The sequence below is a fragment of the Neobacillus phoenicis genome (genome assembly GCF_047302305.1).
In the GTDB taxonomy this organism is placed as follows: Bacteria; Bacillota; Bacilli; order Bacillales; family Cytobacillaceae; genus Neobacillus.
In genome coordinates this window covers 4731100-4755413 of the sequence record NZ_CP154847.1, presented here as the reverse complement: position 1 = coordinate 4755413, position 24314 = coordinate 4731100, and the positions used below count along the sequence as shown (strand labels likewise).

Annotated in this window: 26 protein-coding genes and 1 riboswitch; of the genes, 18 read left to right on the top strand and 8 right to left on the bottom strand. The window is 39.3% G+C overall.

Going from position 1 to position 24314, the window contains the following annotated elements; all coding sequences use genetic code 11:
- The first annotated feature begins 62 nt into the window (after window positions 1–62).
- The 9 genes from AA0X95_RS24365 (at window position 63) to AA0X95_RS24325 (ending at window position 11424) form a co-directional block, all read left to right on the top strand.
- Window positions 63–1274 carry an argininosuccinate synthase gene (locus AA0X95_RS24365; RefSeq protein ID WP_413302601.1) on the top strand — a complete coding sequence of 404 codons (1212 nt, stop codon included), beginning with the start codon at window positions 63–65 and terminating at the stop codon, window positions 1272–1274.
- Window positions 1275–1337: 63 nt separating this feature from the next.
- On the top strand, window positions 1338–2714 hold the full coding sequence (gene argH / locus AA0X95_RS24360; protein ID WP_413302599.1) for an argininosuccinate lyase: 1377 nt from the start codon (window positions 1338–1340) through the stop codon (window positions 2712–2714).
- A gap of 297 nt (window positions 2715–3011) precedes the next feature.
- On the top strand, window positions 3012–4097 hold the full coding sequence (locus tag AA0X95_RS24355; RefSeq protein WP_413302597.1) for an ROK family transcriptional regulator: 1086 nt from the start codon (window positions 3012–3014) through the stop codon (window positions 4095–4097).
- A gap of 13 nt (window positions 4098–4110) precedes the next feature.
- Entirely contained in the window at window positions 4111–5343 is a 1233-nt protein-coding gene (locus tag AA0X95_RS24350) for an ABC transporter substrate-binding protein (RefSeq protein ID WP_413302594.1), read from the top strand.
- A 171-nt stretch (window positions 5344–5514) separates the two neighbouring features.
- Window positions 5515–6276 carry a carbohydrate ABC transporter permease gene (locus AA0X95_RS24345; protein WP_413302592.1) on the top strand — a complete coding sequence of 254 codons (762 nt, stop codon included), beginning with the start codon at window positions 5515–5517 and terminating at the stop codon, window positions 6274–6276.
- A 1-nt stretch (window position 6277) separates the two neighbouring features.
- On the top strand, window positions 6278–7126 hold the full coding sequence (locus tag AA0X95_RS24340; RefSeq protein ID WP_413302589.1) for a carbohydrate ABC transporter permease: 849 nt from the start codon (window positions 6278–6280) through the stop codon (window positions 7124–7126).
- Window positions 7123–7848 (top strand): glucosamine-6-phosphate deaminase, encoded by a 726-nt coding sequence (locus AA0X95_RS24335; protein WP_413302587.1) that lies wholly within the window; start codon window positions 7123–7125, stop codon window positions 7846–7848. The genes AA0X95_RS24340 and AA0X95_RS24335 overlap by 4 nt, the downstream gene beginning before the upstream one ends.
- Before the next feature lie 928 nt (window positions 7849–8776).
- Window positions 8777–8889, top strand: a riboswitch (SAM riboswitch).
- Between the two features lie 96 nt (window positions 8890–8985).
- Complete coding sequence (locus AA0X95_RS24330) at window positions 8986–10215, top strand: homoserine dehydrogenase (protein WP_413302584.1); 1230 nt, start codon at window positions 8986–8988, stop codon at window positions 10213–10215.
- Window positions 10216–10929: 714 nt separating this feature from the next.
- A complete protein-coding gene (locus tag AA0X95_RS24325; RefSeq protein WP_413302582.1) occupies window positions 10930–11424 on the top strand; it encodes a DoxX family membrane protein in 495 nt (164 codons plus the stop codon).
- Window positions 11425–11553: 129 nt separating this feature from the next.
- Here the strand turns inward: AA0X95_RS24325 and AA0X95_RS24320 are convergent, their stop codons facing one another.
- From AA0X95_RS24320 to AA0X95_RS24310, 3 genes are all read right to left on the bottom strand, one after another.
- On the bottom strand, window positions 11554–11739 hold the full coding sequence (locus AA0X95_RS24320; protein WP_413302580.1) for a YfhD family protein: 186 nt from the start codon (window positions 11737–11739) through the stop codon (window positions 11554–11556).
- Window positions 11740–11875: 136 nt separating this feature from the next.
- On the bottom strand, window positions 11876–12010 hold the full coding sequence (locus tag AA0X95_RS24315; protein WP_413302577.1) for a YfhE family protein: 135 nt from the start codon (window positions 12008–12010) through the stop codon (window positions 11876–11878).
- Between the two features lie 121 nt (window positions 12011–12131).
- Entirely contained in the window at window positions 12132–13037 is a 906-nt protein-coding gene (locus AA0X95_RS24310) for a TIGR01777 family oxidoreductase (RefSeq protein ID WP_413302574.1), read from the bottom strand.
- Window positions 13038–13113: 76 nt separating this feature from the next.
- On the opposite strand from AA0X95_RS24310, the gene recX reads away from it, so the two are divergent.
- Window positions 13114–13935: a recombination regulator RecX gene (recX, locus tag AA0X95_RS24305; protein ID WP_413302572.1), complete on the top strand. Its 822-nt coding sequence runs from the start codon at window positions 13114–13116 to the stop codon at window positions 13933–13935.
- A gap of 268 nt (window positions 13936–14203) precedes the next feature.
- Here the strand turns inward: recX and AA0X95_RS24300 are convergent, their stop codons facing one another.
- Window positions 14204–14875: an SDR family NAD(P)-dependent oxidoreductase gene (locus tag AA0X95_RS24300; protein WP_413302569.1), complete on the bottom strand. Its 672-nt coding sequence runs from the start codon at window positions 14873–14875 to the stop codon at window positions 14204–14206.
- A 91-nt stretch (window positions 14876–14966) separates the two neighbouring features.
- Between AA0X95_RS24300 and AA0X95_RS24295 the strand changes: the two genes are divergently transcribed.
- On the top strand, window positions 14967–15290 hold the full coding sequence (locus AA0X95_RS24295) for a YfhH family protein (RefSeq protein ID WP_413302566.1): 324 nt from the start codon (window positions 14967–14969) through the stop codon (window positions 15288–15290).
- A gap of 45 nt (window positions 15291–15335) precedes the next feature.
- On the opposite strand, the gene AA0X95_RS24290 is transcribed toward AA0X95_RS24295, so the two are convergent.
- Window positions 15336–15509, bottom strand: coding sequence for a small, acid-soluble spore protein K (locus AA0X95_RS24290; protein ID WP_309866312.1), 174 nt, complete (start codon window positions 15507–15509; stop codon window positions 15336–15338).
- A 131-nt stretch (window positions 15510–15640) separates the two neighbouring features.
- On the opposite strand from AA0X95_RS24290, the gene AA0X95_RS24285 reads away from it, so the two are divergent.
- Window positions 15641–15889 (top strand): YfhJ family protein, encoded by a 249-nt coding sequence (locus AA0X95_RS24285; protein WP_413302563.1) that lies wholly within the window; start codon window positions 15641–15643, stop codon window positions 15887–15889.
- A gap of 137 nt (window positions 15890–16026) precedes the next feature.
- On the opposite strand, the gene AA0X95_RS24280 is transcribed toward AA0X95_RS24285, so the two are convergent.
- Complete coding sequence (locus tag AA0X95_RS24280) at window positions 16027–17007, bottom strand: metal-dependent hydrolase (RefSeq protein ID WP_413302561.1); 981 nt, start codon at window positions 17005–17007, stop codon at window positions 16027–16029.
- A 126-nt stretch (window positions 17008–17133) separates the two neighbouring features.
- On the opposite strand from AA0X95_RS24280, the gene mutY reads away from it, so the two are divergent.
- Complete coding sequence (mutY, locus tag AA0X95_RS24275) at window positions 17134–18237, top strand: A/G-specific adenine glycosylase (RefSeq protein ID WP_413302559.1); 1104 nt, start codon at window positions 17134–17136, stop codon at window positions 18235–18237.
- Between the two features lie 184 nt (window positions 18238–18421).
- Here mutY and AA0X95_RS24270 read toward each other — a convergent pair whose 3' ends face one another.
- Window positions 18422–18646 carry a hypothetical protein gene (locus tag AA0X95_RS24270; protein ID WP_413302557.1) on the bottom strand — a complete coding sequence of 75 codons (225 nt, stop codon included), beginning with the start codon at window positions 18644–18646 and terminating at the stop codon, window positions 18422–18424.
- 156 nt (window positions 18647–18802) lie between these two features.
- Here AA0X95_RS24270 and fabL point away from each other — a divergent pair, with 156 nt between their 5' ends.
- From fabL to AA0X95_RS24245, 5 genes are all read left to right on the top strand, one after another.
- The gene (gene fabL, locus AA0X95_RS24265; protein WP_413302554.1) at window positions 18803–19552 is read left to right on the top strand and encodes an enoyl-[acyl-carrier-protein] reductase FabL; all 750 of its coding nucleotides are present in this window, start codon (window positions 18803–18805) and stop codon (window positions 19550–19552) included.
- Window positions 19553–19634: 82 nt separating this feature from the next.
- Complete coding sequence (locus AA0X95_RS24260) at window positions 19635–19871, top strand: gamma-type small acid-soluble spore protein (protein ID WP_413302552.1); 237 nt, start codon at window positions 19635–19637, stop codon at window positions 19869–19871.
- A gap of 172 nt (window positions 19872–20043) precedes the next feature.
- Complete coding sequence (locus AA0X95_RS24255; RefSeq protein WP_413302549.1) at window positions 20044–20301, top strand: YgaB family protein; 258 nt, start codon at window positions 20044–20046, stop codon at window positions 20299–20301.
- 200 nt (window positions 20302–20501) lie between these two features.
- Window positions 20502–21032, top strand: coding sequence for a DUF402 domain-containing protein (locus tag AA0X95_RS24250; RefSeq protein WP_307289779.1), 531 nt, complete (start codon window positions 20502–20504; stop codon window positions 21030–21032).
- Between the two features lie 85 nt (window positions 21033–21117).
- Window positions 21118–22887: an ABC transporter ATP-binding protein gene (locus tag AA0X95_RS24245; protein WP_413302545.1), complete on the top strand. Its 1770-nt coding sequence runs from the start codon at window positions 21118–21120 to the stop codon at window positions 22885–22887.
- 175 nt (window positions 22888–23062) lie between these two features.
- Here AA0X95_RS24245 and AA0X95_RS24240 read toward each other — a convergent pair whose 3' ends face one another.
- On the bottom strand, window positions 23063–24136 hold the full coding sequence (locus AA0X95_RS24240) for an FUSC family protein (protein ID WP_413302542.1): 1074 nt from the start codon (window positions 24134–24136) through the stop codon (window positions 23063–23065).
- Window positions 24137–24314 lie beyond the last annotated feature (178 nt).

Below are 24314 nucleotides of genomic sequence, written 5' to 3'. Positions count from 1 at the left end.
AGTTGTTGTATAATAATTCTGTTGATTGAATAAAAATTCACAAAAGCACGAGGAGAATACAGATGGCAAAAGAAAAAATTGTTTTAGCATACTCAGGTGGTTTAGATACATCCGTTTCGGTTAAATGGATCCAGGAAAAATACGGTTATGATGTTATTGCTCTAGGTCTAGATGTAGGTGAAGGAAAAGACTTAGAAGCTATTAAGAATAAGGCGTTAAATGTTGGAGCAGTTAAAGCATATATGGTCGATGCAAAAGAATTATTGGCAAAGGAATATATTTTACCAGCTTTAAAGGCTAATTGTTTATATGAAGGAAAGTATCCATTATCTTCAGCTCTTTCCCGTCCACTTATTTCAAAACTATTAGTAGAGGTGGCGGAAAAAGAAGGTGCTACAGCTGTTGCTCATGGTTGTACAGGAAAAGGGAATGACCAAGTGCGTTTCGAAGTGTCCATTCAAGCGTTAAACCCAAGCTTAAAGGTGGTTGCTCCGGTTCGTGAATGGGGCATGACACGTGATGAAGAAATTAAATATGCTGAGGAAAACGGTATTCCAATTCCAGTGGATTTAGATAATCCTTTTTCAATTGATGCAAACATTTGGGGACGTGCTTGTGAGGCTGGAGTTCTTGAAGATCCATGGGCAGAAGCGCCTGAAGCGGCTTTCGATTGGACGAATCCGATTGAATTAACTCCAGATGCAGCTGAATATGTAGAAATTGAATTCGAACAAGGGGTTCCTGTTGCCCTTAATGGTGAGAAGCTTCCACTAGTTCAGTTAATTGAAACCTTAAACGCACTTGGCGGTAAGCACGGTGTTGGCCGTATCGACCACATTGAAAATCGCTTAGTAGGAATCAAATCAAGAGAAGTGTATGAAAATCCCGCTGCACTTATCTTGATTAATGCACATAAAGAATTAGAGTTTTTAACATTAACTCGTGAGGTTACACAATTTAAAACGCAGGTGGAACAGCAGATGGCAAAGATCATCTATGAAGGACTATGGTATTCCCCTATCAAGCCAGCCCTTGATGCGTTTATTGAGGAAACACAAAAGACCGTTACTGGAACGATTCGCGTAAAGCTTCATAAAGGAAATCATACGGTTGTTGGCCGTAAATCACCATATAGCTTATACAATGAGGAGCTAGCAACCTATTCAAAAGGTGATGCGTTCGATCATAATGCCGCTGTTGGCTTTATTAAGATATGGGGCTTACCAACAAAGGTATATTCAGAGGTTACAAAAAAAGAAACGATTGTAAAATAATTCGGATTGCCCTCGAATCCTATTTCGGGGGCTATCTTCTTTCATTTTAAGGAGGAGCAGGAAATGTCTAAGTTATGGGGCGGACGATTTACAAAGGAAACCAACAAGCTCGTAGAAGAATTCACAGCATCCATATCTTTTGATCAAAAGTTAGCAAAAGATGATATTGCCGGAAGCCTGGCTCATGTGCAAATGCTGGGGGAATGTGGCATTATCCCAGTTGAGGATGCTGAAAAGATTAAGGACGGACTTCTTGCGATTCAAAAAATGGTTCATGCGAACGAAGTGGAGTTTTCGGTAGAAGATGAAGATATTCACATGAATATTGAAAAGCTGTTGATTGAAAAAATCGGACCGGTGGGCGGCAAACTACATACGGGGCGCAGCCGGAATGATCAAGTAGCAACCGATATGCATATTTACTTAAGAACAAAAACGACGGAACTGATTAAATTGATTGAGGATGTTCAGGGGGCATTAATTGAGCAGGCAAAAGAACATGTCCAAACCTTAATTCCAGGCTATACTCACCTTCAACGTGCACAGCCAGTATCGTTTGCGCACCATTTAATGGCTTATTTCTGGATGTTTGAACGTGATAAAGAGAGATTGATTGATAGTCTGAAGCGTGTCAATTGGCTTCCACTTGGTTCAGGTGCGTTGGCAGGTACTACCTTTCCTATCAACCGTGAACGAGTAGCAGAATTGTTAGGTTTTGAAACCGTGTATCCTAACAGTATGGATGCTGTCAGTGACCGCGATTTTATTCTTGAATTCTTATCGATTGGTTCTATTATCATGACTCATATTTCTAGATTCTCCGAAGAACTAGTAATCTGGTCAAGTCAGGAATTTCAATTTGTTGAGTTAGATGATTCATTCTGTACGGGTTCTAGCATTATGCCGCAGAAGAAGAATCCAGATGTACCTGAATTGCTTCGTGGAAAAACAGGCCGTACGTATGGTAACTTGATTGGGCTGCTGACTGTTCTTAAAGGGCTGCCGCTAGCCTACAATAAGGACTTACAAGAAGATAAAGAAGGTATGTTTGATACCGTTGAAACATTGGAAGGTTCTTTAATGCTATTAGCTCCAATGATTGAAACGATGACGGTTAATAAAGATGTGATGCGTAAAGCGATTAACAATGATTTCTCGAATGCAACAGATATTGCTGATTATCTAGTTACTAAGGGCCTGCCGTTCCGTGAAGCCCATGAGGTGATTGGGAAAATTGTTTTATACGCAATCCAGTCTAATAAGTTTTTACTAGATTTGAGCTTTGAAGAATATCAAGAGTTTAGTCCTTTATTTGAAGAGGATATTTACGAGGTTTTAGCTCCTGAACACGTAGTTGCGGTTCGAAACAGCTTTGGCGGTACCGCTCCAAAGCAGGTGGAGAAGCAAATTGTGCTTGCTGAGGGTAAATTGAAGCGCTAAAATGTGAGAAACCCGCCATTGGCGGGTTTCTTTTTGCTGTGAAAGGTTACTTTATGGTTCTAGCTACACGAATTTAAGAGATCTATACACTTCAGCCTATTATCTACACTTTTATCAAGGGTGTTTTTTTATTTAAATTCATTTTCGAATATTTACTAATTTAATATTAAAAAAACTCTTGAAATTGAAACCCCTTTCATTTTATGATAGAGATAGATCGTTCGTTCACTTACCAAACAAACCTAGAAAGGGGGGCTGACTTTGAACAAAAAGGGGGATGCCGAACTTATCAAACAAATGAACACACGCCTCATTCTCTCAAACATCCGTGAACACCAGCCAATCACTCGTGCGGCGGTATCTCGGAAAGTCGGAGTGAGCCGAGCCACTGTCTCTTCAATTGTGGATGACCTGATTCGAAAGAAACTGATCACCGAACAAGGGTATGGCAGTTCGACAAGGGAAGGCGGAAGGCCTGGTATTCATCTTGTGTTTAACCCTACTTCCTCTTACGGGATTGGGGTTGACGTAGGAGGGACCAAAATACTTATCGTTCTGACCGATCTTGACGGAAATGTTGTCCATAAGGAGGAATATCCGACCGTACACGAACTAGAGGGAATTATCACTATCATCAAAAGTTTCATTAATGGTTCACCTGTTAACGAGGAAGATATAAGCACAATGGGGATGGGAATCCCAGGCATTCTTGACAGCGAGAACGGAATTGTAGTGGATGCACCTGCACTAAGGTGGGAAGACCTCCCTATCCGCGCCATCATGGGAAAAAGCTTCTCTTTTCCGATTTTTATTAACAACGATGTGAAGTGCGCCCTTTTCGGCGAACTTCAATACGGGGCGGGAAAGTCGTGCAAAAGCCTTGCTTTCATCGCAATTGGGACAGGCGTCGGCTGCGGTATTTATGTAAACGGTGGACTTCTTGAAGGGGCTCACTTTTCTGCTGGTGAAATCGGATACATGACCGACAGGAAGGATGTCGAACAAGGACATTTTAATGAAGTGGGGAAATTTGGACAGTTCGAAAAGCGGACATCCGGAAGTGCCCTGAAGCGGGACGGAAAGACTGCCTATGATTGGTTCCGTGAATACGATGAGGGCAAAGAGGATAGCATCACCGTCATTGACAACTACCTTCTTGACCTTGCAATCGGCATCTCGAACGTCGTTTGCGTTGTGAATCCTGAAAAAGTAATCCTCGGCGGGGGAGTCTCCAGGAGCCTGGGGCCACACTTGAAAAAAATCGAGGAATGGGTAAAAAAATTGATCCCGATACCTGTGACAATTGAACGCTCTCATCTTGGGAGTGACACGGGGGCCCTTGGTGCCGTTGCCTATGCTTTTATGCAAGTAGAACAATATTAGAGGGGGAATAAACATGAAAAAGTGGTTTCTGATGAGTATGATTTTGATCCTTATCACTGGGATCATCGGCTGTTCGAAAGGGGAAAAGGATGGAAAGGTTACATTGAACGCACTTTTCATGAAACAGGCCGGATATAGTGAAGAAGACGTGAATAACATTACGAAAGAGTTCGAAAAGAACAATCCGAACATTAAAATTAAGGCAACATTCGCCCCATATGAAGCACTTGAGCAAAAGATCCAGACAAGTGCAAAAAGCGGAGGATACGATGTAGTGGTCATTGATGCTCCGTGGACTGCGAAATTTGCGAAAGCGGGATTTGTAAAGGACGTAACCGATAAATTGAAAAGTGACGATAAATCCGACATTTTCACTGGGGCCATCGACAGTGTATCATATGACGGCAAAGTGTACGGAATGCCATGGCTAAACGATACCAAATTCCTTTTCTATAATAAGGAAATTCTAGAGAAAGCAGGAATCCAAAATCCTCCGACAAATTTTGATGAATTGAATGAACAGGCAAAGGTCATCCAAGAGAAAAAATTGGTCCCTTATCCAATTGTATGGAGCTGGAGCCAGGCGGAAGCACTTGTATGTGATTTCACGGCCATCACCTCTTCATTCGGTGGAAAAATGACTGATGAGAGTGGAAAACCGACGTTGAACGATCCGAAAAACGTTGCGGCCCTTAAGTACATGACTGAAACGTTGAATGAGAAACTGACCGATCCAAAATCAACGGAATACCTGGAAGAAGACGTTCGCGGAGTATTCTCAAGCGGAAAAGCGGCCTTTGCTTTGAACTGGACTTATATGTACAACATGGCTAACGATGAAAAGGAATCATCAGTTGCTGGGAAAGTAGGGATTGCACCTATCCCAATGAGTGTGAACGGCGGAATGGGACTTAGTGTGACAAGTGGAAGCAAACATGTCGACGAAGCTTGGAAGTACATCCAGTACCTGTCTTCGAAAGATGTACAAAAAAACTATGCGAAAAATGCCCTTCCAATTTGGAAGAGCCTTTATGAAGAACAAAAGGTAATCGATACAAACCCAGAAGTGGTTGCTGCATCAAAGACCCAGTATGCACAGCTTGAAAACCGCCCTCGCGTGCCTTGGTACGGAGCACTTTCAACAGAGATTCAAGTGGAAGTCCAAAAATCCCTTTTAGGGAAGCAGACCCCGGAGGAAACTATGGACATCCTTCAGAAAAAAGCAGAAGAAATCTCAAGCAAATAATAGTATAAAGGGAGGAGATTCCTCCCTTTTGAGACAGAAAGATGAGGTGGGAAAATGAGACCAATCAAAGATAGAACCTTCGCCTTGCTATTGATCGTACCGGCCGCCATATTGGTATTCGGGATCGTCCTCTTCCCTCTTCTCCAAACCTTTTGGTACACGTTCCAAAACATGGACATCACCAGTTCGTCCTATGGCGAAATGGTGGGAATCGATAATTACAAACAATTGTTAGGGGATCAAGGATTTTGGGAGACTGTAGGAAGAACTGCATACTTTACTGGATTCTCTCTCTTCCTTCAACTGAGCCTAGGGATACTAATTGCCCTTTTATTAAATGAGGATTTAAGAGGTAAGACGTTCCTCCGGAGTATATTTATTATACCTTGGGCAGTTCCGACGATCGTAAACGGGGCGATGTGGAAGTGGATTTATCACCCAGAATATGGGGCGTTGAATGCCTTTTTAAGTCAAATCGGCCTCATCGACGAATACAAAAGTTGGCTCGGAGACCCATGGGTTGCGATCCACATGGTGATGTTTGCCGACAGCTGGAAAATGACCCCTCTTGTGGCGATTTTCATGCTGGCAAGCCTCCAAATGGCAAACAAGAGTGTGTACGAAGCAGCCATGATGGACGGGGCAGGCCTTTTAAAAAGATTTTATCACCTGACGCTTCCTTACTTAAAGCCAACCATCCTGGTCGTACTCGTTATGAGGACTATGGACCTTTTCAAGGTTTTCGACATCATCTATGCGACCACACGGGGAGGTCCTGCAAACGGAACCTTGACACTTACCTACGAGGCTTATCTAACAAGTTTTGTAGAAGTGAATTACTCGAAGGGTGCGACGATATCGTACCTGATTGCCATTATGGTGGCTATTCTTACCTTTGTTTACGTGAAGACCTTGAAGAAAGGAGAGGAGTAGGGTGAGATATTCAAAACGATTCAAAACACTGCAATATACGTTTGCTTTACTCGTCACCTTTTTCACCATTGCTCCTTACCTGTGGCTCTTCATTTCGAGCATTTCCTTTCAAAGGGATCTAACAAAGGTCCCTCTGAAATGGATTCCGGATCATCTTACATTCAGCCGGTATGTGGACATCTTCACGAATGAAGGGAACGAGATGGCCTATACTTTCAAAATAGCCATGGGGAATACCCTTTTCGTTGGCATCACTGTAATGATTATCAGTTTAGTTGTAGGAAGCCTTGCAGCCTATAGTATCGCTCGTTACCAGTTTCCTTTCCGGAACAGCATCACATATGTGTTTTTGTTTTCCTATATGATTCCGCCAGTTGTAATCGTAATTCCTTTGTACCTGATTTTATCGGAACTTGGAATGCTGGATCAAAAATGGACCTTGGTACTTCTTGACCTAACGTTTGTTATCCCGTATGTCATATGGGTGATGCAGAGCTATTTCCGCAGTTTCCCAAAGGAGCTTGAGGAAGCTGCGATGATCGACGGAGCCTCAAGGCTTCAGACTTTATGGAAGGTCGTCATCCCGATTGTACGTCCGGGGATTCTAGCGACTGGCGTATTGAGTTTTCTTTTGACTTGGGAGGAGTTCTTTTTCAGTCTATTGTTTACCTCAAGCCTTGAATCAAAGACTATATCGGTAGCCATTGCTGAATTTAGCGGGAAGAACGCGGTCGATTACGGTATGATCGCGACAGGCGGAATCTTGGCGACACTTCCTCCGCTCATCATCGTGGCTCTATTCCAAAAACAATTGGTCTCAAGCATGACCGCAGGAGGAGTGAAAGAATGAACGTACATGTATATGACACATATGAAGAAATGTCAAAAAACGCAGCAGAGGAAATCATCAGTCTGCTTAATAGTAAACCTAACAGTGTTCTTTGTATTCCAGGAGGAGACACGCCGAAAGAAATGCTCAGTTATCTCGTTCAGGCATACAAGCTTGGGCGTGTGGACTTCTCACAGGCTACTTTCATCGGACTCGATGATTGGGTAGGAGTAGGTCCGGAGGATATAGGAAGCTGTCAGCTATTTTTGAACAGTAATTTTTTTCATCAAGTGAATGCCAAGAAAGAAAACATTCACTTATTTGATACAATGAGCGAAGATCTGGAAAATGAATGTAAAAAGAAAGATGAACTGGTCGAAAAATACGGCGGATTTGACCTGATGATTCTTGGAATCGGAATGAACGGACACCTAGGTTTCAATGAACCGGGAGTGGACTTCGGCCTGAAATCCCATGTTATCGACCTTGATGAGACCACTCAGAGTGTAGGACAGAAATACTTTGAGGAGAAAAAGGAACTGAAGCAAGGCATTACACTTGGGGTGAAGCATCTTTTAAACAGCCGGACGATCTTCCTTCTTGCGAACGGCGAAAAAAAGGCAGAGATTGTGAAAGCTACCATTGAAGGACCTGTTACCAATACTAATCCTGCAAGCGTGCTTCAGCAGCATGAAAACATCCACTATTACCTTGATCAAAAAGCGGCGTCCCTATTGGGGTAGGTAATTTCGGTAGCGTCTATATTATATATAAAGCTTGCTATCAGCGTTCTTTAACTAAAGAAGACTAAAAAGGCCCCCCTAATTGGCGGGCTTTTTTGGATGGAGTATCGTAGACACTTATCTTTATAGAGGGCATTTCATAAACAGCTGTATCAGTCTATTCGTACGTCAAATAAATCAGTTCCTGTAATAAAAAACTATTTTGACAGGAATGCATTTTTCTAATATAAAAAATATATGGATCTTTATGAATTAGGGAATGAAACCTTGCAGCAAAGAAAACAAATCATTATGCAGCATAAGTTAGAGGTAGAAAATAATATTAATGAAAATCCAAAACATTTAGAAGTTATAACTATAAAGTTGCGACCTACGAGATTCAAGTAAAAGAGGGAGTAATTAGTATTTTTATTATAACTGAAAATATAAGATAACATGGATAATATTGAATGAAGCGAACAGAAGAAAAATAAGATAAAAGAGTTAAATCACTCAGTACGCGAAACGATATAAAATATGTAAGGAGTGAATTTCCATTAGTGGTTTTATTATTGATTTGCTATTTGATCTAGCAGGGGAAGTCATTGAATTTTTCATTCCTGATTGGTCCCCGAAATCGAAATTTGAAAAAAATATAATCAGATTAAGGGAAGAAGAGTGGTTTACTTTACTGGAAAAGGATGTTAGATACGCATACATCATTCACCAAAACAGGAAGGTGAAACGGTTCTTAAGTAATGAGAATAATATTAAAATGATTACCAGTATGGATTTTGAGAAAGAGAATTTTATCAACTTAGTAAAAGAAGAGCATGCCAGATTTACAGGGATACGATAGTTAGAATAGAAAGAATATATTGACATTTAACATTGCATCAACTAAAATTCTCTTTATAACTTGGAAATTTAATTAAAAATCAAATAAAAACTCTTATCCAGAGTGGTGGAGGGACTAGGCCCGATGAAACCCGGCAACCTTCAAGGTATTCCTTGAAAAGGTGCTAATTCCTGCAGGTTATTATTTAACCTGATAGATAAGAGGAGGAAACCAACCCTCTTCTTATTGAAGAGGGTTTTTCTTTTGTAAAAATAAAGAAGCTTCGTGTCAAAATTCGTGAAGTGAAGGGATGGATGTATGTGTCTGTAATCAAAGTGGCAATCCTTGGATTTGGAACAGTTGGAGAAGGAGTATATCGAACAATACAATCACACAGTGAGGAGCTCACTGCTGCATTAGGCAAGAAGGTTGAAGTTGCCGCTGTTCTCATCAGAAACACGCAAAAAAAGAGAAATATTAGTCAAAATGTATTAGTAACAACAGACTTTGCGGATATCTTAAACCTCGAGCAGCTTGATGTTGTTGTGGAGGCTATTGTTGACAAAGAGCCAACTTTTACATTTTTGAAATCAGCGATTGAGCGTGGATGCCACATCATTACAGCGAATAAAGAAATGTTCGCCCACCACGGGAAAGAACTGCTTGAACTGGCAGAGGAGAAGAAAGTTTCGGTTGGTTTTGAAGCTACTGTTGCTGGAGGAATTCCCGTTATACAAACACTTAGACAGTTATTAAACATTAATCGTGTGAAGCAAATTCGAGGAATTCTCAATGGCACCTCCAATTTTATCCTCACAGAAATGAGGGAGAAAAAGCAGTCATTTGCACAGGCGTTAGTATTAGCACAAGAGAATGGCTATGCTGAAGCTGACCCGACAAATGACGTGGAGGGCTTTGATGCTTTTTATAAAACCATGATTTTAAGCAGACTGGCTTTTGGAAAAGAACCCAATTGGCAGGATGTTAAACGTGAAGGGATTACTTCAATAACAAGTGAATTGATTGATGCTGCAGAAAATGCAGGGCTAAGGTTTAAGCATATTGCGAGTATTACAAGGTTAGGTGATCAAATTATTGCAACTGTCAATCCAGCCCTATTGAGTAAAGAACATCCTTTTTACCATGTAGAAGGCGTCCAGAATGCAGTAAATGTCCAATCTGATATAGTTGGAGAGATTACACTTCAGGGACCAGGAGCGGGAATGTTTCCTACAGCGAGTGCGGTAATTGAGGATTTAGTCTATGTGTGTAAAAATTCCCCAGTTAAACAGAATAATACGTGTTCTCAAGTAGCGGTAACGGGGTTTAGTAAGAGTGACAAGAAGGAAACGTGGCTGGTGCATGGAGTGAAGCATAAACAGGTGACTCCTTCCATTACTTGGATTGAAGAAGTGGCGGAGGAAACGTTTGTAATCAAAGCGACAGATAGAGAAATTGCCCTTCTGGCCAAACAAAATAATCTTATCTATTATCCGATTATAGGAGAATACGAGAGAGTGAAACAAATAAAAACGCTTAAGGCTTTATAAGAGTCTACAAATAATGAAAGAGCTATATGGCTCTTTTTTTTCATTTTAAGAAAGCCAGGGTCTAGATCCACTTTTTTTAGAGAAAAGAAGGAAAAAGTAGAAGTATCGAGGCTCTAGATCTACTTTTTATAGAGAAAAGAAGGAAAAAGTAGAAGTAGCAAGGTCCTAGATCTACTTTTTTCATAGAGAAGAAGGAAAAAGTAGAAGTAGCAAACCTCTAAATCTACTATTTTCAGAGAGAAGAAGGAAAAGTAGAAGTAGCAAACCACTAGAACTACTTTTTTATTTGAACAAAATGTAAAAATTTAATTCAATAGTCACGAATTTTCCGTGTTTATCCACTGCGTTATCAACATCAAAAGTCCCGGTTTAAAGGTATTCCACAGACTTATTCACAATATCCACAAAAGTCAGAATATTTATCCACAACTATGTAGAAGCACGATTCTAATATAAACAACTTAGTAAGTTCACATTCTATTCAATTTTCTAACATTAATATGTTAAGAAACTGTGAAAGCCGTTGTCATTTAAAGTACAGGAGAGTATATTATAAGTGTAGAGAAGATAGTGAAACAATTCACAAACCAAGAAGCACAAACTAACTTCCCTACATAAACAGCTAGCTGAACACCCCTCATCGATAGGGGAAAGTAATTATTATTATATTAATTTGTGAAATATTTCACAAAAAAATAAATGGAGATGATTGTGATGAGATGGTATAAAACCCCTCAAGCAGCAGTTGTTTGGACAGTTTTAAGAGTTTGGCTTGGTTTACAATGGATTGAAGCGGGCTATCATAAATTAACAGGTGGATTTGACGCTGGCGGATTTTTAAAAGGAGCACTCGCAAATGCAACTGGTGATCATCCAGCAGTGCAAGCCTGGTACGCAGATTTCTTACAACAATTTGCTATTCCAAATGTTCAGATCTTTAACGTATTAATTCCTTGGGGAGAATTACTTGTTGGTTTAGGATTAGTTGTCGGTTTAGCGACTCTTCCAGCATTAATCGCCGGTGCGTTTATGAACTTAAACTTCATGCTGGCAGGCACAACAAGCACGAACCCAATTCTTTATACAGCAGCAATGATTCTTCTTTTCGTAGGAACTGGTGTTTATTACTTCGGACTTGACCGTTATGCAGTCCCTTTCATCAAAGACTATATCAAAAAGGCACCTGCAAGGAATGTGAATACCAACTAACAGTAATACCGAGTTCTAACAGCTTAGCACGCTGAAATCTCTCATTAGAACTCGCTGAAATACCATTTATTTTCCCCCCTTTTATATACTTTAAGAAGCAGGGCAAAGCCTGCTTCTCTTTTTGTATGCTTATCTTTTCTTATTCTTCACACGTTGGTTAGCGGCATTAGCACGGGCTTGTGCTTCAAGATCTGCGTGATCAGCAAATTCTTGAGAGTATTCTACATCGTTGCCATCAGACTTCAAATTTTTCGGTGTTTGTGGAAGTGAGCTTTTATTATTTTTGTGAGAACCTCCATTATGCATACGACCCATTACTAAAACCCCTTTCAAATTTAAGCTAGAGGGAGAAAGGAATCTCTCACTCCCTAATAGCTTTTACAATTAGAAAGGGGGTCATTAATGGAAAAAATTTAAATTAATTTTTGGTATACTTATCGAATTCCTTCACTTACAGCTTAGTTTTGCTGTCATGATAGCCGCCGGCACGGTCAGCCATCTTAAAGTCACGCTGATATAAAACCTCTTGTGTACTAGTTAAGGTATATTTCCCTCTACCCAAATCTTTTTTCTTTTTTCCCGCCATTTTGCTCATTCCTTTCAACATTTTTTGTTTGTTAATTGTCATCAAGCTAAGTGGTAAAAATGAAGCACTAAATATGTACTTATTTCCATTTTTACCTTTTGAGGAATGAATGATACTTTTTTTAAGAAAATATATTTTTTAATGCCATGTTTAATTCAGGGTATTGAAATTGAAAACCATGTTCTAAGAGCTTTTTGGGTAAAACCTTTTGCCCATCCACCACTAAAGTACTCATTTCACCGAGGAGCAAACGAAGGGCAAAGCTAGGTACAGGAAGCCAGTGTGGTCGATGCAAGACTTGAGCAAGTGTTTTGCCAAAATCGCTCATAATCACAGGATGTGGAGCAGTGAAATTGACAGGACCTTGAATTTGTTCATTTTCAATTGCAAAAATAATACCTTTCACTACATCCTCAAGATGAATCCATGACATCCACTGTTTGCCACTTCCAATATTGCCTCCTATAAACCACTTATAAGGCATCAACATCTTAGGAAGAGCTCCAGCATCCTTTTCAAGAATGATACCAAATCTGCATAAGACCGTTCTAATTCCTAATGGAACGGCCTTGCTTGCCTCTTGTTCCCACTTTACAACTGTTTCTGCTAAAAAATCAGTGCCTAGTTTTTCGTTATTTTCCGTAAAAATTTCTTTATCGGAGGTTCCATAAATACCAATCGCACTGGCGTTAATAAGAGCCCGCGGTTTCCGTTCTAATTGGTTTATTATGTCCAGGACTGCATCGACTGCTTCAATTCGGCTAGTCAAAATTTTATTTTTTCTTTCTTCAGTCCAACGCCCGCTGTTAATCGATTCACCTGCGAGGTTAATAAAGATGTCCGTATCTTGGAGGTCTATAACAGGGTGCGCACCGTCAGTTAACCATTGAGTATATCGAATGTTGGCCTTCTCGTTAGACTTCCTTGCCCGGCGAGTTAAAACGACTATTTCATGTTCATACTTACTTAGTTCATTGACAAGTGCCCTTCCAACAAAGCCTGTTCCACCTGCAATGGCAATTTTCATGTAGAAGACCTCCTTTTGCTTTATTTTACCTTATTTTAATAAAAAAGTATGGTAAAGTGAGATTGAGGTGAAGGAAATGGCCATTATTACGAAAATCACCACACAGCAAAAAAATGTAGACCGATATAATGTTTTTATGGATTATGGCAAGGGCAAGGGTGAAGAATTTGCTTTTAGTGTCGACAGCGATGTGCTAATTAAATTCAATTTAAAAAAAGGGATGGAGCTTGACGATTTTTCTTTCTTGGAAATTCAGTATCAAGACGATATCCGTAAGGCCTACAACTTGGCGGTCAATTATCTGGCAAGAAGGATGAGGTCGGAAAAAGAGATCAAAGATTACCTTTTAAAAAAGGAACTTGATGAACCCGTCATTAACGAGGTTCTCCATAGGTTAATCTCGCAAAAATACATTAATGATCAGGAATATGCATTGTCTTATGTAAGGACGCAGGCGAATACGACAGATAAAGGACCTGATTTAGTTAGGTTAGAGTTAAAGGAAAAAGGGATTGGAGAGGGGACTCTTATGCAAGCACTTGAGGAGTATCCTCGAGAGCAGCAGATTGAAAAAGCAACGAAAATGAGTGAGAAGTTTTTTCAAAAAAATACAAAGGAATCCTTGAAGATTCAAAAGCAGAAACTAGAACATTTACTTTTGAGGAAAGGGTATCCTTTTGAGGTTATAGGAATTGCAATGAAAGAAACAGAAGTGGAAAAAGAAGAAGATGAGGAAATGGAAGCGGTTCGGTTCCAAGGTGAAAAAACCCATCGAAAGTATGCGCATTTAAGTGGTTATGAATACCAGCAAAAGATGAAACAAGCTTTATATCGTAAAGGATTTTCAATGGATAATATTGAGAGATTTCTTTCTGAAATAGAGGACGAAGAAATATAGACCGATTGTATCCCAGAGGTTCTTAATTCATTTAATGAAGGACAAAACTCGGCTCAAGTGCAAAGAAAATGTCCTTCATCGAGGTAATGAAGGACAAAACTCGGCCCCAGTGCAAAGAAAATGTCCTTCATCGAGGTAATGAAGGACAAAACTCGGCCCCAGCGCAAAGAAAATGTCCTTCATCGGGTGAATGAAGGACAAAACTCGGCCCGAGTGCGAAGAAAATGTCCTTCATCGGGTGAATGAAGGACAGAACTGTCCTCAATTCTTATTTACTCTCAATAATAATAGAATCCTGATCGATTTGATCCATAATAATTTCCGCTACTTCCTTAGCTGTCCTAAACCGTGATTTGTCTGAAACATGAGTGCTTTCGTCCCAAAATGGGGTGTCCATCCCGCCCATGTAAACAGCATTAAATTTGATTCCAGAACCTTCGTATTCCTTTTGTAGACTTTCTGTAAATCCTCTTACAGCAAATTTGCTAGCAACATACACTGCTTCATTTACTTTCCCGCGCAAGCCAGCAGTAGAAATAATATTCATGATTCGACCTTCTCCATTCTGAGATAAAAGTGGAAGAATGGCTTTTGTCATCAAAATCGTTCCCCATACATTCGTTTCCAGCATTTCTTTTATTTGTGTATGATCCATCTCAGTAAACGGTCCAAAATAACCAACACCTGCGTTGTTAACCAAGCCGGCTATTTGATAACGCTCATTTACTTCAGATAGCTTTGAAACGCTCTCTTCATTGTCTGAAATATCAAGCGACAAGATATCTGCCTTTCCATCCATTGCTTCTATCTCTTGTTTTGCTTGGACTAATTTTTCAATGGTTCTTCCAACCAATAGAAGGTGATACCCCTTCTTAGAAAATAAGAAAGCTAATTCTTTGCCTAAGCCTGATCCTGCTCCAGTCACGATGATTGTTTTCATATTGAGGTCTCCTTTTAATGTGAGTTTTAACCTTTATTAATCCTATAAAAATTACTATACTAAAAAAAGAAGATAAAGGGGAGTGAATTGGATGCAGCAGGAGAAACGATACAGTGATATGACGGAGCATGAGTTAAAACAGGAAATTGCTTCACTTCAAGAAAAAGCTCGAAAAGCAGAACAAATGGGAATGGTTAATGAGTTTGCTGTGCTTGAAAGAAAGGTACAAATGGCAAGAGCGTATCTGATTAATCCAGAATCGTTTAAACCAGGCGAAATATATGAAATTGAAGGCGACCCTGGCCAATATTTTAAAATAGATTATATGAATGGTGTGTTTGCTTGGGGCTATCGATTAAAAGGCGATGGAAAAGAAGAAGCTCTCCCGATTTCAATGTTAAAAGGGCTAAAATGAAGACAAACCAGAGAGAGATCTCTGGCTTGTCTTATTAACAGGTAGCTATGAATACTGAGGGGATTCGTCATCTCGTTCCCCAGAAGCACGCATACGCTCTTGTGGATGGGTATTTATGGTGCCATCGGCTCTTTTAGAAGCATATTCTGCTTTCGCTCTTGGCTCGCCCTCTAACTTGTTATTATTTTGATTGGGGAAATTCGTTTCTTTATTTCTCATGCTGTACCTCCATTTTGGGAATGAGAAAAACGTGAAAAGCAAAGGTGGCATCTCAGTGCTTACCACGTAATGTTAGTATTCGCGCTTTTCACATCGGTTATGTTATAAGAAAATGGCAATGGGGTGTGTGTATGATTGTGTATCAGGAAGAATTAACGAGGTTGTTGTTAGAAAAAAATAACGAGTTATCCTATGACCAAGCAAGAACCTGGGTAGAATTGCTTTGGGATGATTTCGAAACCAGTTATGCAAAAGCTGGCAGGGAGTATAAGGGTAGTGAAATGACCGAGAAAATTGTGAGGCAATGGATTGAAAATTATGGAAATAGACTTCATGATTTCATCGCCACCAATCCCAAATATAAAGATTTTTTAAATTAGGAAAAGGATCAAACACATTAAAAAGAAAACTCGCAACACGAGTTTTCTTTTGTTTTGTCACTTAAAAAATTGTCCGTTGATTTCCGTTCCAGGCGCTTCGCTTTCCGCGGGCGTTCTGGGAGCAACATAGCCTTTGTTTAGCTGGAGATGATACTTAGTTTTTTTCTTAGTTTTTTCTCACTAAACACCCAGCCTGTATAGGAGCTAATCGGATTTAATTCACAATCTAACTGAACGACGGCGACGAACGGGTAGTGCCCATTGCTTCGGTAGCGAAGATCGATAAACCTCACCTCGTAAAAATTATCGTATTCATCCACTTCCCATCGGTAAACAGGGGAGAAGGATAGAAAGGCAGACAAATTTTTATCTTTTTTGGCTGCCTCAATAACAGGTGTATTGGGTACAGGAATACGTTTGAAGTGATCTAAGATTTCCACTTTCCCGTCGATTGCTCTACCTACAAAAAATTGTTCCTTGTTCATAGCGGCAATCCGCCAATGATGAAACTTCATAGTAGGAGCGATAATAATTTCTGTCGCATCTGGAATCAGAGTTCTTACTTCCACTAATACTCTTTTCTTGGCTTGATATCGCTTTAAATAGTAACCGAAGATGACCAAATACATGATGGAAAACGTAATACCTGGATTTGCTCCAATAACCCAAATGAGAATTCCAATAACATGAATTCCAAAGATAAAAGGGTCAAAGGTATTGATTACTCCTAGAGCAACCCATTTTGAGGAAAAAGGTCGCAATGCTTGCGTCCCGTAGGCATTAAAGATATCAACGAAAACATGAATAAATACTGCTGCAAAGGTCCAAGCCCATAGATGAAGAAGATTAGCATCAGGAAAAAAAGGATAGACCACTGCTAAAATCACAAGCGGCCATAATAGAACCGCCGGAATGGAATGAGTAACTCCTCGATGATTACGAATATAGATAGCATTATTTCTAAGCTTTAAAACCGTGTCAATATCTGGTATTTGTGATCCGGCGATTGTTGCAATCAATACACTGGTAGCAGTGGCATGGCTGCTTGCTATAACAGGGTCAAGTGTGGCAAGACCGCCAAGAGCAATGCCCATTACAACATGAGTTCCAGTATCCAAAAGGATAGCCTCCTTCTATGAATTAGGTTCTTGTCAAAATCGACAAATTCGCTTATTGTAAAACGAAATGCATATTATTATATTCCCTTTTTTCATTGTGTTTAACAATCTGGAGGACTAAAAGTTATGATAATTGAACAAGAAAATTCAGAAAAAATCAATATAAATGCTTTTCAAAATGATCTCATTTCCTGGTTTAAAGCTGAACAACGAGACCTACCATGGAGAAAGGACCAGGATCCATACAAGGTTTGGGTTTCAGAAATCATGCTACAACAAACAAGAGTTGATACGGTTATACCCTACTTTAATCGTTTTATCGAATGGTTTCCCACGATTGAAGACTTAGCCGAAGCAGAAGAGGAGAAAGTCCTAAAGGCTTGGGAGGGTCTAGGCTATTATTCCAGAGTTAGAAATCTTCAATCTGCCGTTAGAGAAGTAAAAGAGAAATATAATGGGGAAGTGCCAAACACACCAAAGGATATTTCCTCTCTTAAGGGAGTGGGACCCTATACTGCAGGTGCCATTTTAAGCATTGCCTATGGAATTCCGGAGCCAGCTGTTGATGGTAATGTAATGAGGGTATTATCACGAATTTTGCTAATTCGAGAGGATATTGCGAAGGCTTCTTCAAGGAAGATTTTTGAAAAAGCAGTTCGAGATATCATTTCACATGAAGACCCCTCTGCATTTAACCAGGCATTAATGGAATTAGGGGCTTTGATTTGTACACCGACTTCTCCCTCTTGTTTATTGTGTCCTGTTCGTGAGCATTGTCATGCCTTTCATGAAGGTGTCCAACAAGAACTTCCAATCAAAACGAAAAAGGTCAAAACACGAGATGTTCAACTAGCAGCAGTGGTCGTTGAAGACGAGGATGGGAAAATACTCATTCATAAACGGCCAGCTAGTGGCCTACTCGCTAATTTATGGGAGTTTCCAACTTTAGAGCTTCATCACCCATTACAAAATGATCGAAAGCAGATTGTTGAATTGTTTAAACAATCATTGGATTTAGACATTCATTTTGGGCAGATAATCGGGCAAATTGAGCATGTTTTTTCGCATCTAGTGTGGAATATCAAGGTGTATACAGGCACTGTTAAACATTTTGTTCCGGAAAATGAAGAGTGGAAATTTGTAACACTTGAAGAATTGAAAGAATACGCATTTCCAGTTCCATATCAAAAAATGTTTAAGCTGTCTCAAGATCATAAACACCTTAAATGAACGCCGCGGAAACGGCGTTCATTTCTTTATTAATCAGAAGGTATAAAAATCGACTTCGAGAATTGTCCAGCTCCAGCGCCTAGCCCCTCGGGTCAAATAACCTTCTGCAATAAAAGTCAAAGAGCGACTTTTCTTGCAGAAGAACATTTGCCTGTCGGGGCTGACCAAGGCGCTTCCGCTTTTCTTAATCATACGTAATTTTAGTCCCGTGTGTATAATCCGCTTCTTGTCTTTTCATGCCCCCGCGGTTTTCAATTTCTTCGATAATTTCTCGATGAATGGTTTGCCCCTCGCTGTTTAAATAAGGGGCAATTTGCTGCAATGAATGATGAAAAAAAGCAAGCTCGCTATTCTTCCAATCCGTCTTAGACATCATGGAAAGCTCAGTCATATCTCTTCCTACATACATAATCTTCCCTCTCCTTTCAAATCATTTTGCCATTAGTTTTCTATATTAATTGTCTTCTATTCATGGAAAAGCTAAAATGAAATGAAAAGCGCGCAGCTATGCGTGGGAGTTACACACTTATCCACTTTGAACTTTAAAAAAGAAGGGAATAGAAGGATGACACAAAAAGTAGCATTAATTACTGGAAGCAGCAGAGGAATCGGAAAAGCGACTGCCTTAAAATTAGCTGAGGCAGGTTATGATATTGTTATTAACTATGCGAGAAGTAAAAAAGGGGCCTTAGAAACGGCTGAGCAAGTGGAGGCATTAGGTAGAAAAGCTTTCATCGTAAAAGCTAATGTTGGTGACGTAGCTAAGATTAAAGATATGTTTGCCCAAATTGAACAGGAATTTGGCAGGTTAGATGTATTTGTTAACAATGCAGCTTCTGGTGTGCAGCGTCCTGTTATGGAGCTTGAAGAGTCGCATTGGGATTGGACGTTAAATATTAATAGCAAAGCATTATTATTTTGTGCACAAGAAGCAGCAAAATTGATGGAGAGAAATGGCGGAGGAAAAATTGTTAGTATAAGTTCTCTAGGATCCATTCGTTACTTAGAGAATTACACAGTAGTGGGTGTTTCAAAAGCAGCTCTTGAGGCGTTAACAAGATATTTGGCTGTCGAATTGGCTCCAAAAAATATTATTGTCAATGCGGTTTCTGGCGGAGCTGTGGACACAGAAGCATTGAAACATTTTCCAAATCGCGAAGAATTGCTACAAGAAGCAAAAGATAAGACACCAGCAGGAAGAATGGTGGAAATCGAAGATATGGTTAACTGTATCATGTTCCTTTTATCGGAGGACTCAAGCATGATTAGGGGACAAACGATCATCGTTGATGGGGGAATCTCTTTACTGGTTTAAATTATTTTTAAATTATTTTTAAATAATTTTTTGGATAATCTCCACGGTACCGGGATACATTAATCTCGTGGAGGTGATTACAATGGCAAACTTCAATCAACAGCCAAACAAAACTTCAGCTGGAACTAACATCCAGGAAGTAAGACAACAAAACGCTCAATCTGCTCAAGGTTCTGCAGGTGCAGCTGGTGCAGCAGGAGCAGCTGGCCAATTCGGAACTGAATTCGCTAGCGAAACAAATGCTGCTGAAGTAAGACAACAAAACCAACAATCTCAAGCTAAAAAAAACCAAGGCTCTGGCCAATTCGGACAAAGCTAATAAGCTTCAAAGTCGAAGGCACTCTTTATGCGCAAGAGTGCCTTCCTTCTTTGTGTATATGGTTTTCGACAAAACCTCCTTTTTGTCTACAGAAGTAGTCAAAGGAAAAAAGGGTTTACTAAAGAATACATAGTAGGTAGGAAGATAGATAAAGTATAAGGCGGTGAGGGAAATGAATCATTTCAACCGATTAGTTTCCGAGCAGATGGTGACTATGGAAAAATTGCTCTATCTTCAAGCCGAGCTTGAGCGTTGTCAACAAATCGAAGAAGAACTTCAGACATTGCAGCATGCTACAGACCTTGAGAGCATTCAGACAGACATTCAACTGATGAAAAAAGAGTTAAAAGAGATTCAGTTAATTTTTGAAAAGCAAACAGAAGAGGTAATAAATTCGTATCGGGAAACGAATTTAACACCAACATTGTAGAAAAACAATAGAAAAATTGAAAAAAATACGCAAATTTTTACAAAGAGCCATCGAAATATGGCTCTTTTGTTTTAAATTCTGGACTCAACCGTTATAATAATAATAAATAGGAATTGGACTTTGTTACCTTTTGTCGTTATTTATTGTATTTATAGTTGGAATAGGTTACAAAGCGTTCAGGAATGAAGGTAGGGGAGAATATGGGCGTACCCATCGAAGGTGAACCAATGCAAATACATAGCTATAAGCACAATGGGCACATCCATCGCGTCTGGGAAGAAACAACCGTATTAAAAGGGTCTCAGAATTTGGTGATTGGTGGGAATGATCGGACACTTGTAACAGAATCAGATGGTAGAACGTGGATAACCAGAGAACCAGCTATTTGCTATTTCCACTCTCAATACTGGTTTAATGTAATAGGAATGATTCGGGAAGACGGCATCTATTATTACTGTAATATCAGTTCACCATTCATCTTTGATGGTGAAGCATTAAAGTATATTGATTATGACCTTGATATCAAGGTGTATCCTGATATGACTTTTAACTTATTAGACGAGGATGAATATGAGCGGCATCGCCGCGAGATGAACTATCCGGATGTGATTGATCAAATCCTTAAAAGAAATGTTGAAAAATTAATTCAATGGATAAGACAGCGTCAGGGCCCCTTTGCACCAGATTTTATTGATATTTGGTATGAACGTTACTTAACATATAGACGCTGAAAAGTGACCTTAAGGCTGACTCAAAAGCAAAGGAGTTAGCCTCTTTTGTTTGTGTTTAATTTATGTATGAAAGAGGGACACCCGCTTGAGCAGTATTCGCCGATACCTACAATTTGTTAAACCGTATCGCTTACAAATTATTGGTACGATTTTTATAGGTGTAATTAAATTCTCCATACCACTGATTATTCCGATGCTCATTAAATATGTGGTCGATGATATTGTTGGAAATCATGGGCTTACACATGATGAAAAGGTACATAAACTAATGCTTATAATGGGTGTTATGATTGTTGTATTTGTCATCGTTCGCCCCCCCATCGAGTATTACCGACAATATTTCGCCCAATGGACATCAAGTAAAATCCTTTATGATATTCGTGACACCATGTATACTCATATTCAGAAATTAAGCTTCCGATATTTTTCTAACACTCGGGCTGGTGAAATCATATCAAGAGTAATTAATGATGTGGAGCAGACGAAAACATTTGTGATCTCCGGATTAATGAATTTATGGCTAGATATTGCCACAATTATAATTGCAATTATTCTTATGTTTTATATGAACGTAACATTAACCATTGTGTCGGTTTTGCTGTTTCCTCTCTATGCCTTTTCAGTTAGGTATTTTTTTGGAAATCTACGTACGCTCACAAGAACGCGTTCACAAGCTTTGGCCGAGGTCCAAAGCTATCTCCATGAGCGGGTTCAAGGTATGCCGGTAATTAAGAGTTTTGCCATTGAAGAGTATGAACAAAAACAATTCGATAAACAAAATAAAAACTTCCTAGAAAAAGCCCTCCAGCATACAAGCTGGAATGCGAAGTCCTTCTCAGCTGTAAATACCATTACCGATATTGCTCCATTAATTGTTATTGGCTATTCCGCTTATTTAGTCATTCAAGGAGAGCTATCACTTGGAACAATGGTTGCTTTTTTTGCCTATATAGACAAGCTTTATAGTCCATTAAGAAGGTTAGTTAACTCTTCCACTACAATTACTCAATCATTTGCCTCAATGGATCGAGTGTTTGAATTTTTAGATGAAAAATATGACATTATTGATGATCCAAATGCCCGAGAATGCAACCACGTACAAGGGGATATTTCATTTGAGAATGTTTACTTCTCTTACGACCAAACGGATGAAATGGTCTTAAAAGATATAACCCTACATGTCAAAAAGGGCGAAACAATTGCGTTTGTGGGAATGAGCGGTGGAGGAAAGTCTACACTAGTTAGTTTAATTCCACGATTTTACGACGTCACTAAAGGGCGAATTACACTAGATGGAATAGATATCCGTGATTTTAAAGTGCAAACATTACGGGACAAGATTGGTGTTGTGTTTCAGGATAATATTCTATTCAGTGAATCAGTGAGAGACAATATCCTGTTAGGAAAGCCTGGTGCCTCTGATGAAGAGGTATATAGGGCAGCAAAGGCGGCCAATGCCCACGAGTTTATTTTAAACCTTTCTGATGGCTATAACACTAAGGTGGGGGAACGAGGGGTCAAATTATCTGGGGGTCAAAAACAACGGGTAGCCATTGCTCGAGTATTTCTAAAAAACCCTCCAATATTAATTTTAGATGAGGCTACCTCGGCATTGGATTTAGAAAGTGAGCATTCCATTCAAGAATCATTAGAAGAGTTAGCTAAGGATCGGACCACTTTTATTGTTGCTCACAGGTTATCAACCATTACACATGCTAATCGAATTGTTTTAATCGAACATGGTCAAATTGTCGAAGTAGGGACACATGAAGAATTAATGGCTAAGCAAGGCAATTATTTTAAATTATTTCAGGTCCAACAACTTGAACATAAAGAAACCGAAGCAGAGGAATAATCTGCTTCGGTTTTTTTAAATTACAAGGAAGTATAAAATTCGACTTCGAGAATTGTCCAGCTCCAGCGCCTAGCCCCTCGGGTCAAATAACCTTCGGCAATAAAAGTCAAAAAGCGGACTTTTATTGCCGAAGAACATTTGCCTGTCGGGGCTGAACAAGGCGCTTGCGCTTTTCTTATTCACTTTCTTCTTCAATAGATAGTTCATTATCATGATAAGAATGAAAGCTAGTAATTAACGTATCCAGATGTTCAACCTGCTCACTATAATCAATAATCGAGGCAATAATTTGCATGGTATGGTATAGGTGCGGAGAATCTTGTTCTTTTGTTTCTTGTTGATAGACTAAAAACAAATCAAATAATTCCTTTTTATCTATACAAATACTACCTTCTGTGATGGAAGGTGGGGTAGGTATTTTGCCAATGAATCGTAGCATAAGTTGTTCATTGTGATAAATAAGACAATCTAACTGTTCCTGAATGGCTTGTTGAAACTTTTCAGGGAGGTGTAAAAGTTCATTTTCAAATCGATGCAGCCGCTTCAAAGTATCAAGTGATTTTTTTGCTGTTAAGATCATTTGCCGGTATATAACAAGCTTTCGAGATTTTTCTAAAGTATTCTTTTTAAAATATCTTCTTTCTTCCTTGTACATGGAATAAAACTGTCCCATTTGTATCAAGTTCTCTTTCAGTTTCTCGATATCTGTCTTAAGAAGATTATGATCGAAGTCGTGGCGGGTGCTTAAGCGAATCCACCTAATTATTTCTTCTGTCGTGGTAATAATTTTAAAATATAGCTTGTTTTCGTATTTTGGGGGCATAAATACAAGATTAACTAGAAATGCCGAAAATACGCCAATCATAATGGTGGAGAAACGAACTCCAGCAAATTGTATAAAACTCCCACTATGAGTTTCCATAATTGAAATTAATGTAACGAGTGACAGTCCAATGGTGTTTTCAAGCTTTAGTTTTAGATTTAGAAGAATAACAATAATTGCAGCCAATCCAATAACAATGAAATGATTTCCGAGGAGAAGCACAAAAATAACTGCAAGTAATGCACCAATAATATTTCCCTGAATTTGTTCAATAATGGTTAAATAAGAGCGGTAAATAGTCGGTTGAATTGCAAAAATCGCAGCAATTCCAGCAAATACTGGGGAAGGCGAATGCAGCAACTGACTTAGGTAAAGGGATAGAACAATAGCAATTCCCGTTTTTAAGATGCGGGCACCTAACTTCATCTAAATAAATTCCTTTCAAGAATAAGATTTATACTAGTCTGTTCAAACACATTTTAGTACTATACATGGATTAATGAATATAATCAAGAGATATTATATGAAAACCTTATTCTAATTGTGACAAAAAAATGAAAAAAAACGTCCGCTTGCTGGAGCGGACGTTTTTGTATGACTATTG

What these genes read in the sequence shown, in the direction of transcription:
- AA0X95_RS24365 (WP_413302601.1), top strand. Translation starts at nt 63, where the DNA reads ATGGCAAAAGAAAAAATTGTTTTAGCATACTCAGGTGGTTTAGATACA.
- argH (WP_413302599.1), top strand. Translation starts at nt 1,338, where the DNA reads ATGTCTAAGTTATGGGGCGGACGATTTACAAAGGAAACCAACAAGCTC.
- AA0X95_RS24355 (WP_413302597.1), top strand. Translation starts at nt 3,012, where the DNA reads ATGAACACACGCCTCATTCTCTCAAACATCCGTGAACACCAGCCAATC.
- AA0X95_RS24350 (WP_413302594.1), top strand. Translation starts at nt 4,111, where the DNA reads ATGAAAAAGTGGTTTCTGATGAGTATGATTTTGATCCTTATCACTGGG.
- AA0X95_RS24345 (WP_413302592.1), top strand. Translation starts at nt 5,515, where the DNA reads ATGGACATCACCAGTTCGTCCTATGGCGAAATGGTGGGAATCGATAAT.
- AA0X95_RS24335 (WP_413302587.1), top strand. Translation starts at nt 7,123, where the DNA reads ATGAACGTACATGTATATGACACATATGAAGAAATGTCAAAAAACGCA.
- AA0X95_RS24325 (WP_413302582.1), top strand. Translation starts at nt 10,930, where the DNA reads ATGAGATGGTATAAAACCCCTCAAGCAGCAGTTGTTTGGACAGTTTTA.
- AA0X95_RS24320 (WP_413302580.1), bottom strand. Translation starts at nt 11,739, where the DNA reads ATGGGTCGTATGCATAATGGAGGTTCTCACAAAAATAATAAAAGCTCA.
- AA0X95_RS24315 (WP_413302577.1), bottom strand. Translation starts at nt 12,010, where the DNA reads ATGGCGGGAAAAAAGAAAAAAGATTTGGGTAGAGGGAAATATACCTTA.
- AA0X95_RS24310 (WP_413302574.1), bottom strand. Translation starts at nt 13,037, where the DNA reads ATGAAAATTGCCATTGCAGGTGGAACAGGCTTTGTTGGAAGGGCACTT.
- recX (WP_413302572.1), top strand. Translation starts at nt 13,114, where the DNA reads ATGGCCATTATTACGAAAATCACCACACAGCAAAAAAATGTAGACCGA.
- AA0X95_RS24300 (WP_413302569.1), bottom strand. Translation starts at nt 14,875, where the DNA reads ATGAAAACAATCATCGTGACTGGAGCAGGATCAGGCTTAGGCAAAGAA.
- AA0X95_RS24295 (WP_413302566.1), top strand. Translation starts at nt 14,967, where the DNA reads ATGCAGCAGGAGAAACGATACAGTGATATGACGGAGCATGAGTTAAAA.
- AA0X95_RS24290 (WP_309866312.1), bottom strand. Translation starts at nt 15,509, where the DNA reads ATGAGAAATAAAGAAACGAATTTCCCCAATCAAAATAATAACAAGTTA.
- AA0X95_RS24285 (WP_413302563.1), top strand. Translation starts at nt 15,641, where the DNA reads ATGATTGTGTATCAGGAAGAATTAACGAGGTTGTTGTTAGAAAAAAAT.
- mutY (WP_413302559.1), top strand. Translation starts at nt 17,134, where the DNA reads ATGATAATTGAACAAGAAAATTCAGAAAAAATCAATATAAATGCTTTT.
- AA0X95_RS24270 (WP_413302557.1), bottom strand. Translation starts at nt 18,646, where the DNA reads ATGTATGTAGGAAGAGATATGACTGAGCTTTCCATGATGTCTAAGACG.
- fabL (WP_413302554.1), top strand. Translation starts at nt 18,803, where the DNA reads ATGACACAAAAAGTAGCATTAATTACTGGAAGCAGCAGAGGAATCGGA.
- AA0X95_RS24260 (WP_413302552.1), top strand. Translation starts at nt 19,635, where the DNA reads ATGGCAAACTTCAATCAACAGCCAAACAAAACTTCAGCTGGAACTAAC.
- AA0X95_RS24255 (WP_413302549.1), top strand. Translation starts at nt 20,044, where the DNA reads ATGAATCATTTCAACCGATTAGTTTCCGAGCAGATGGTGACTATGGAA.
- AA0X95_RS24250 (WP_307289779.1), top strand. Translation starts at nt 20,502, where the DNA reads ATGGGCGTACCCATCGAAGGTGAACCAATGCAAATACATAGCTATAAG.
- AA0X95_RS24240 (WP_413302542.1), bottom strand. Translation starts at nt 24,136, where the DNA reads ATGAAGTTAGGTGCCCGCATCTTAAAAACGGGAATTGCTATTGTTCTA.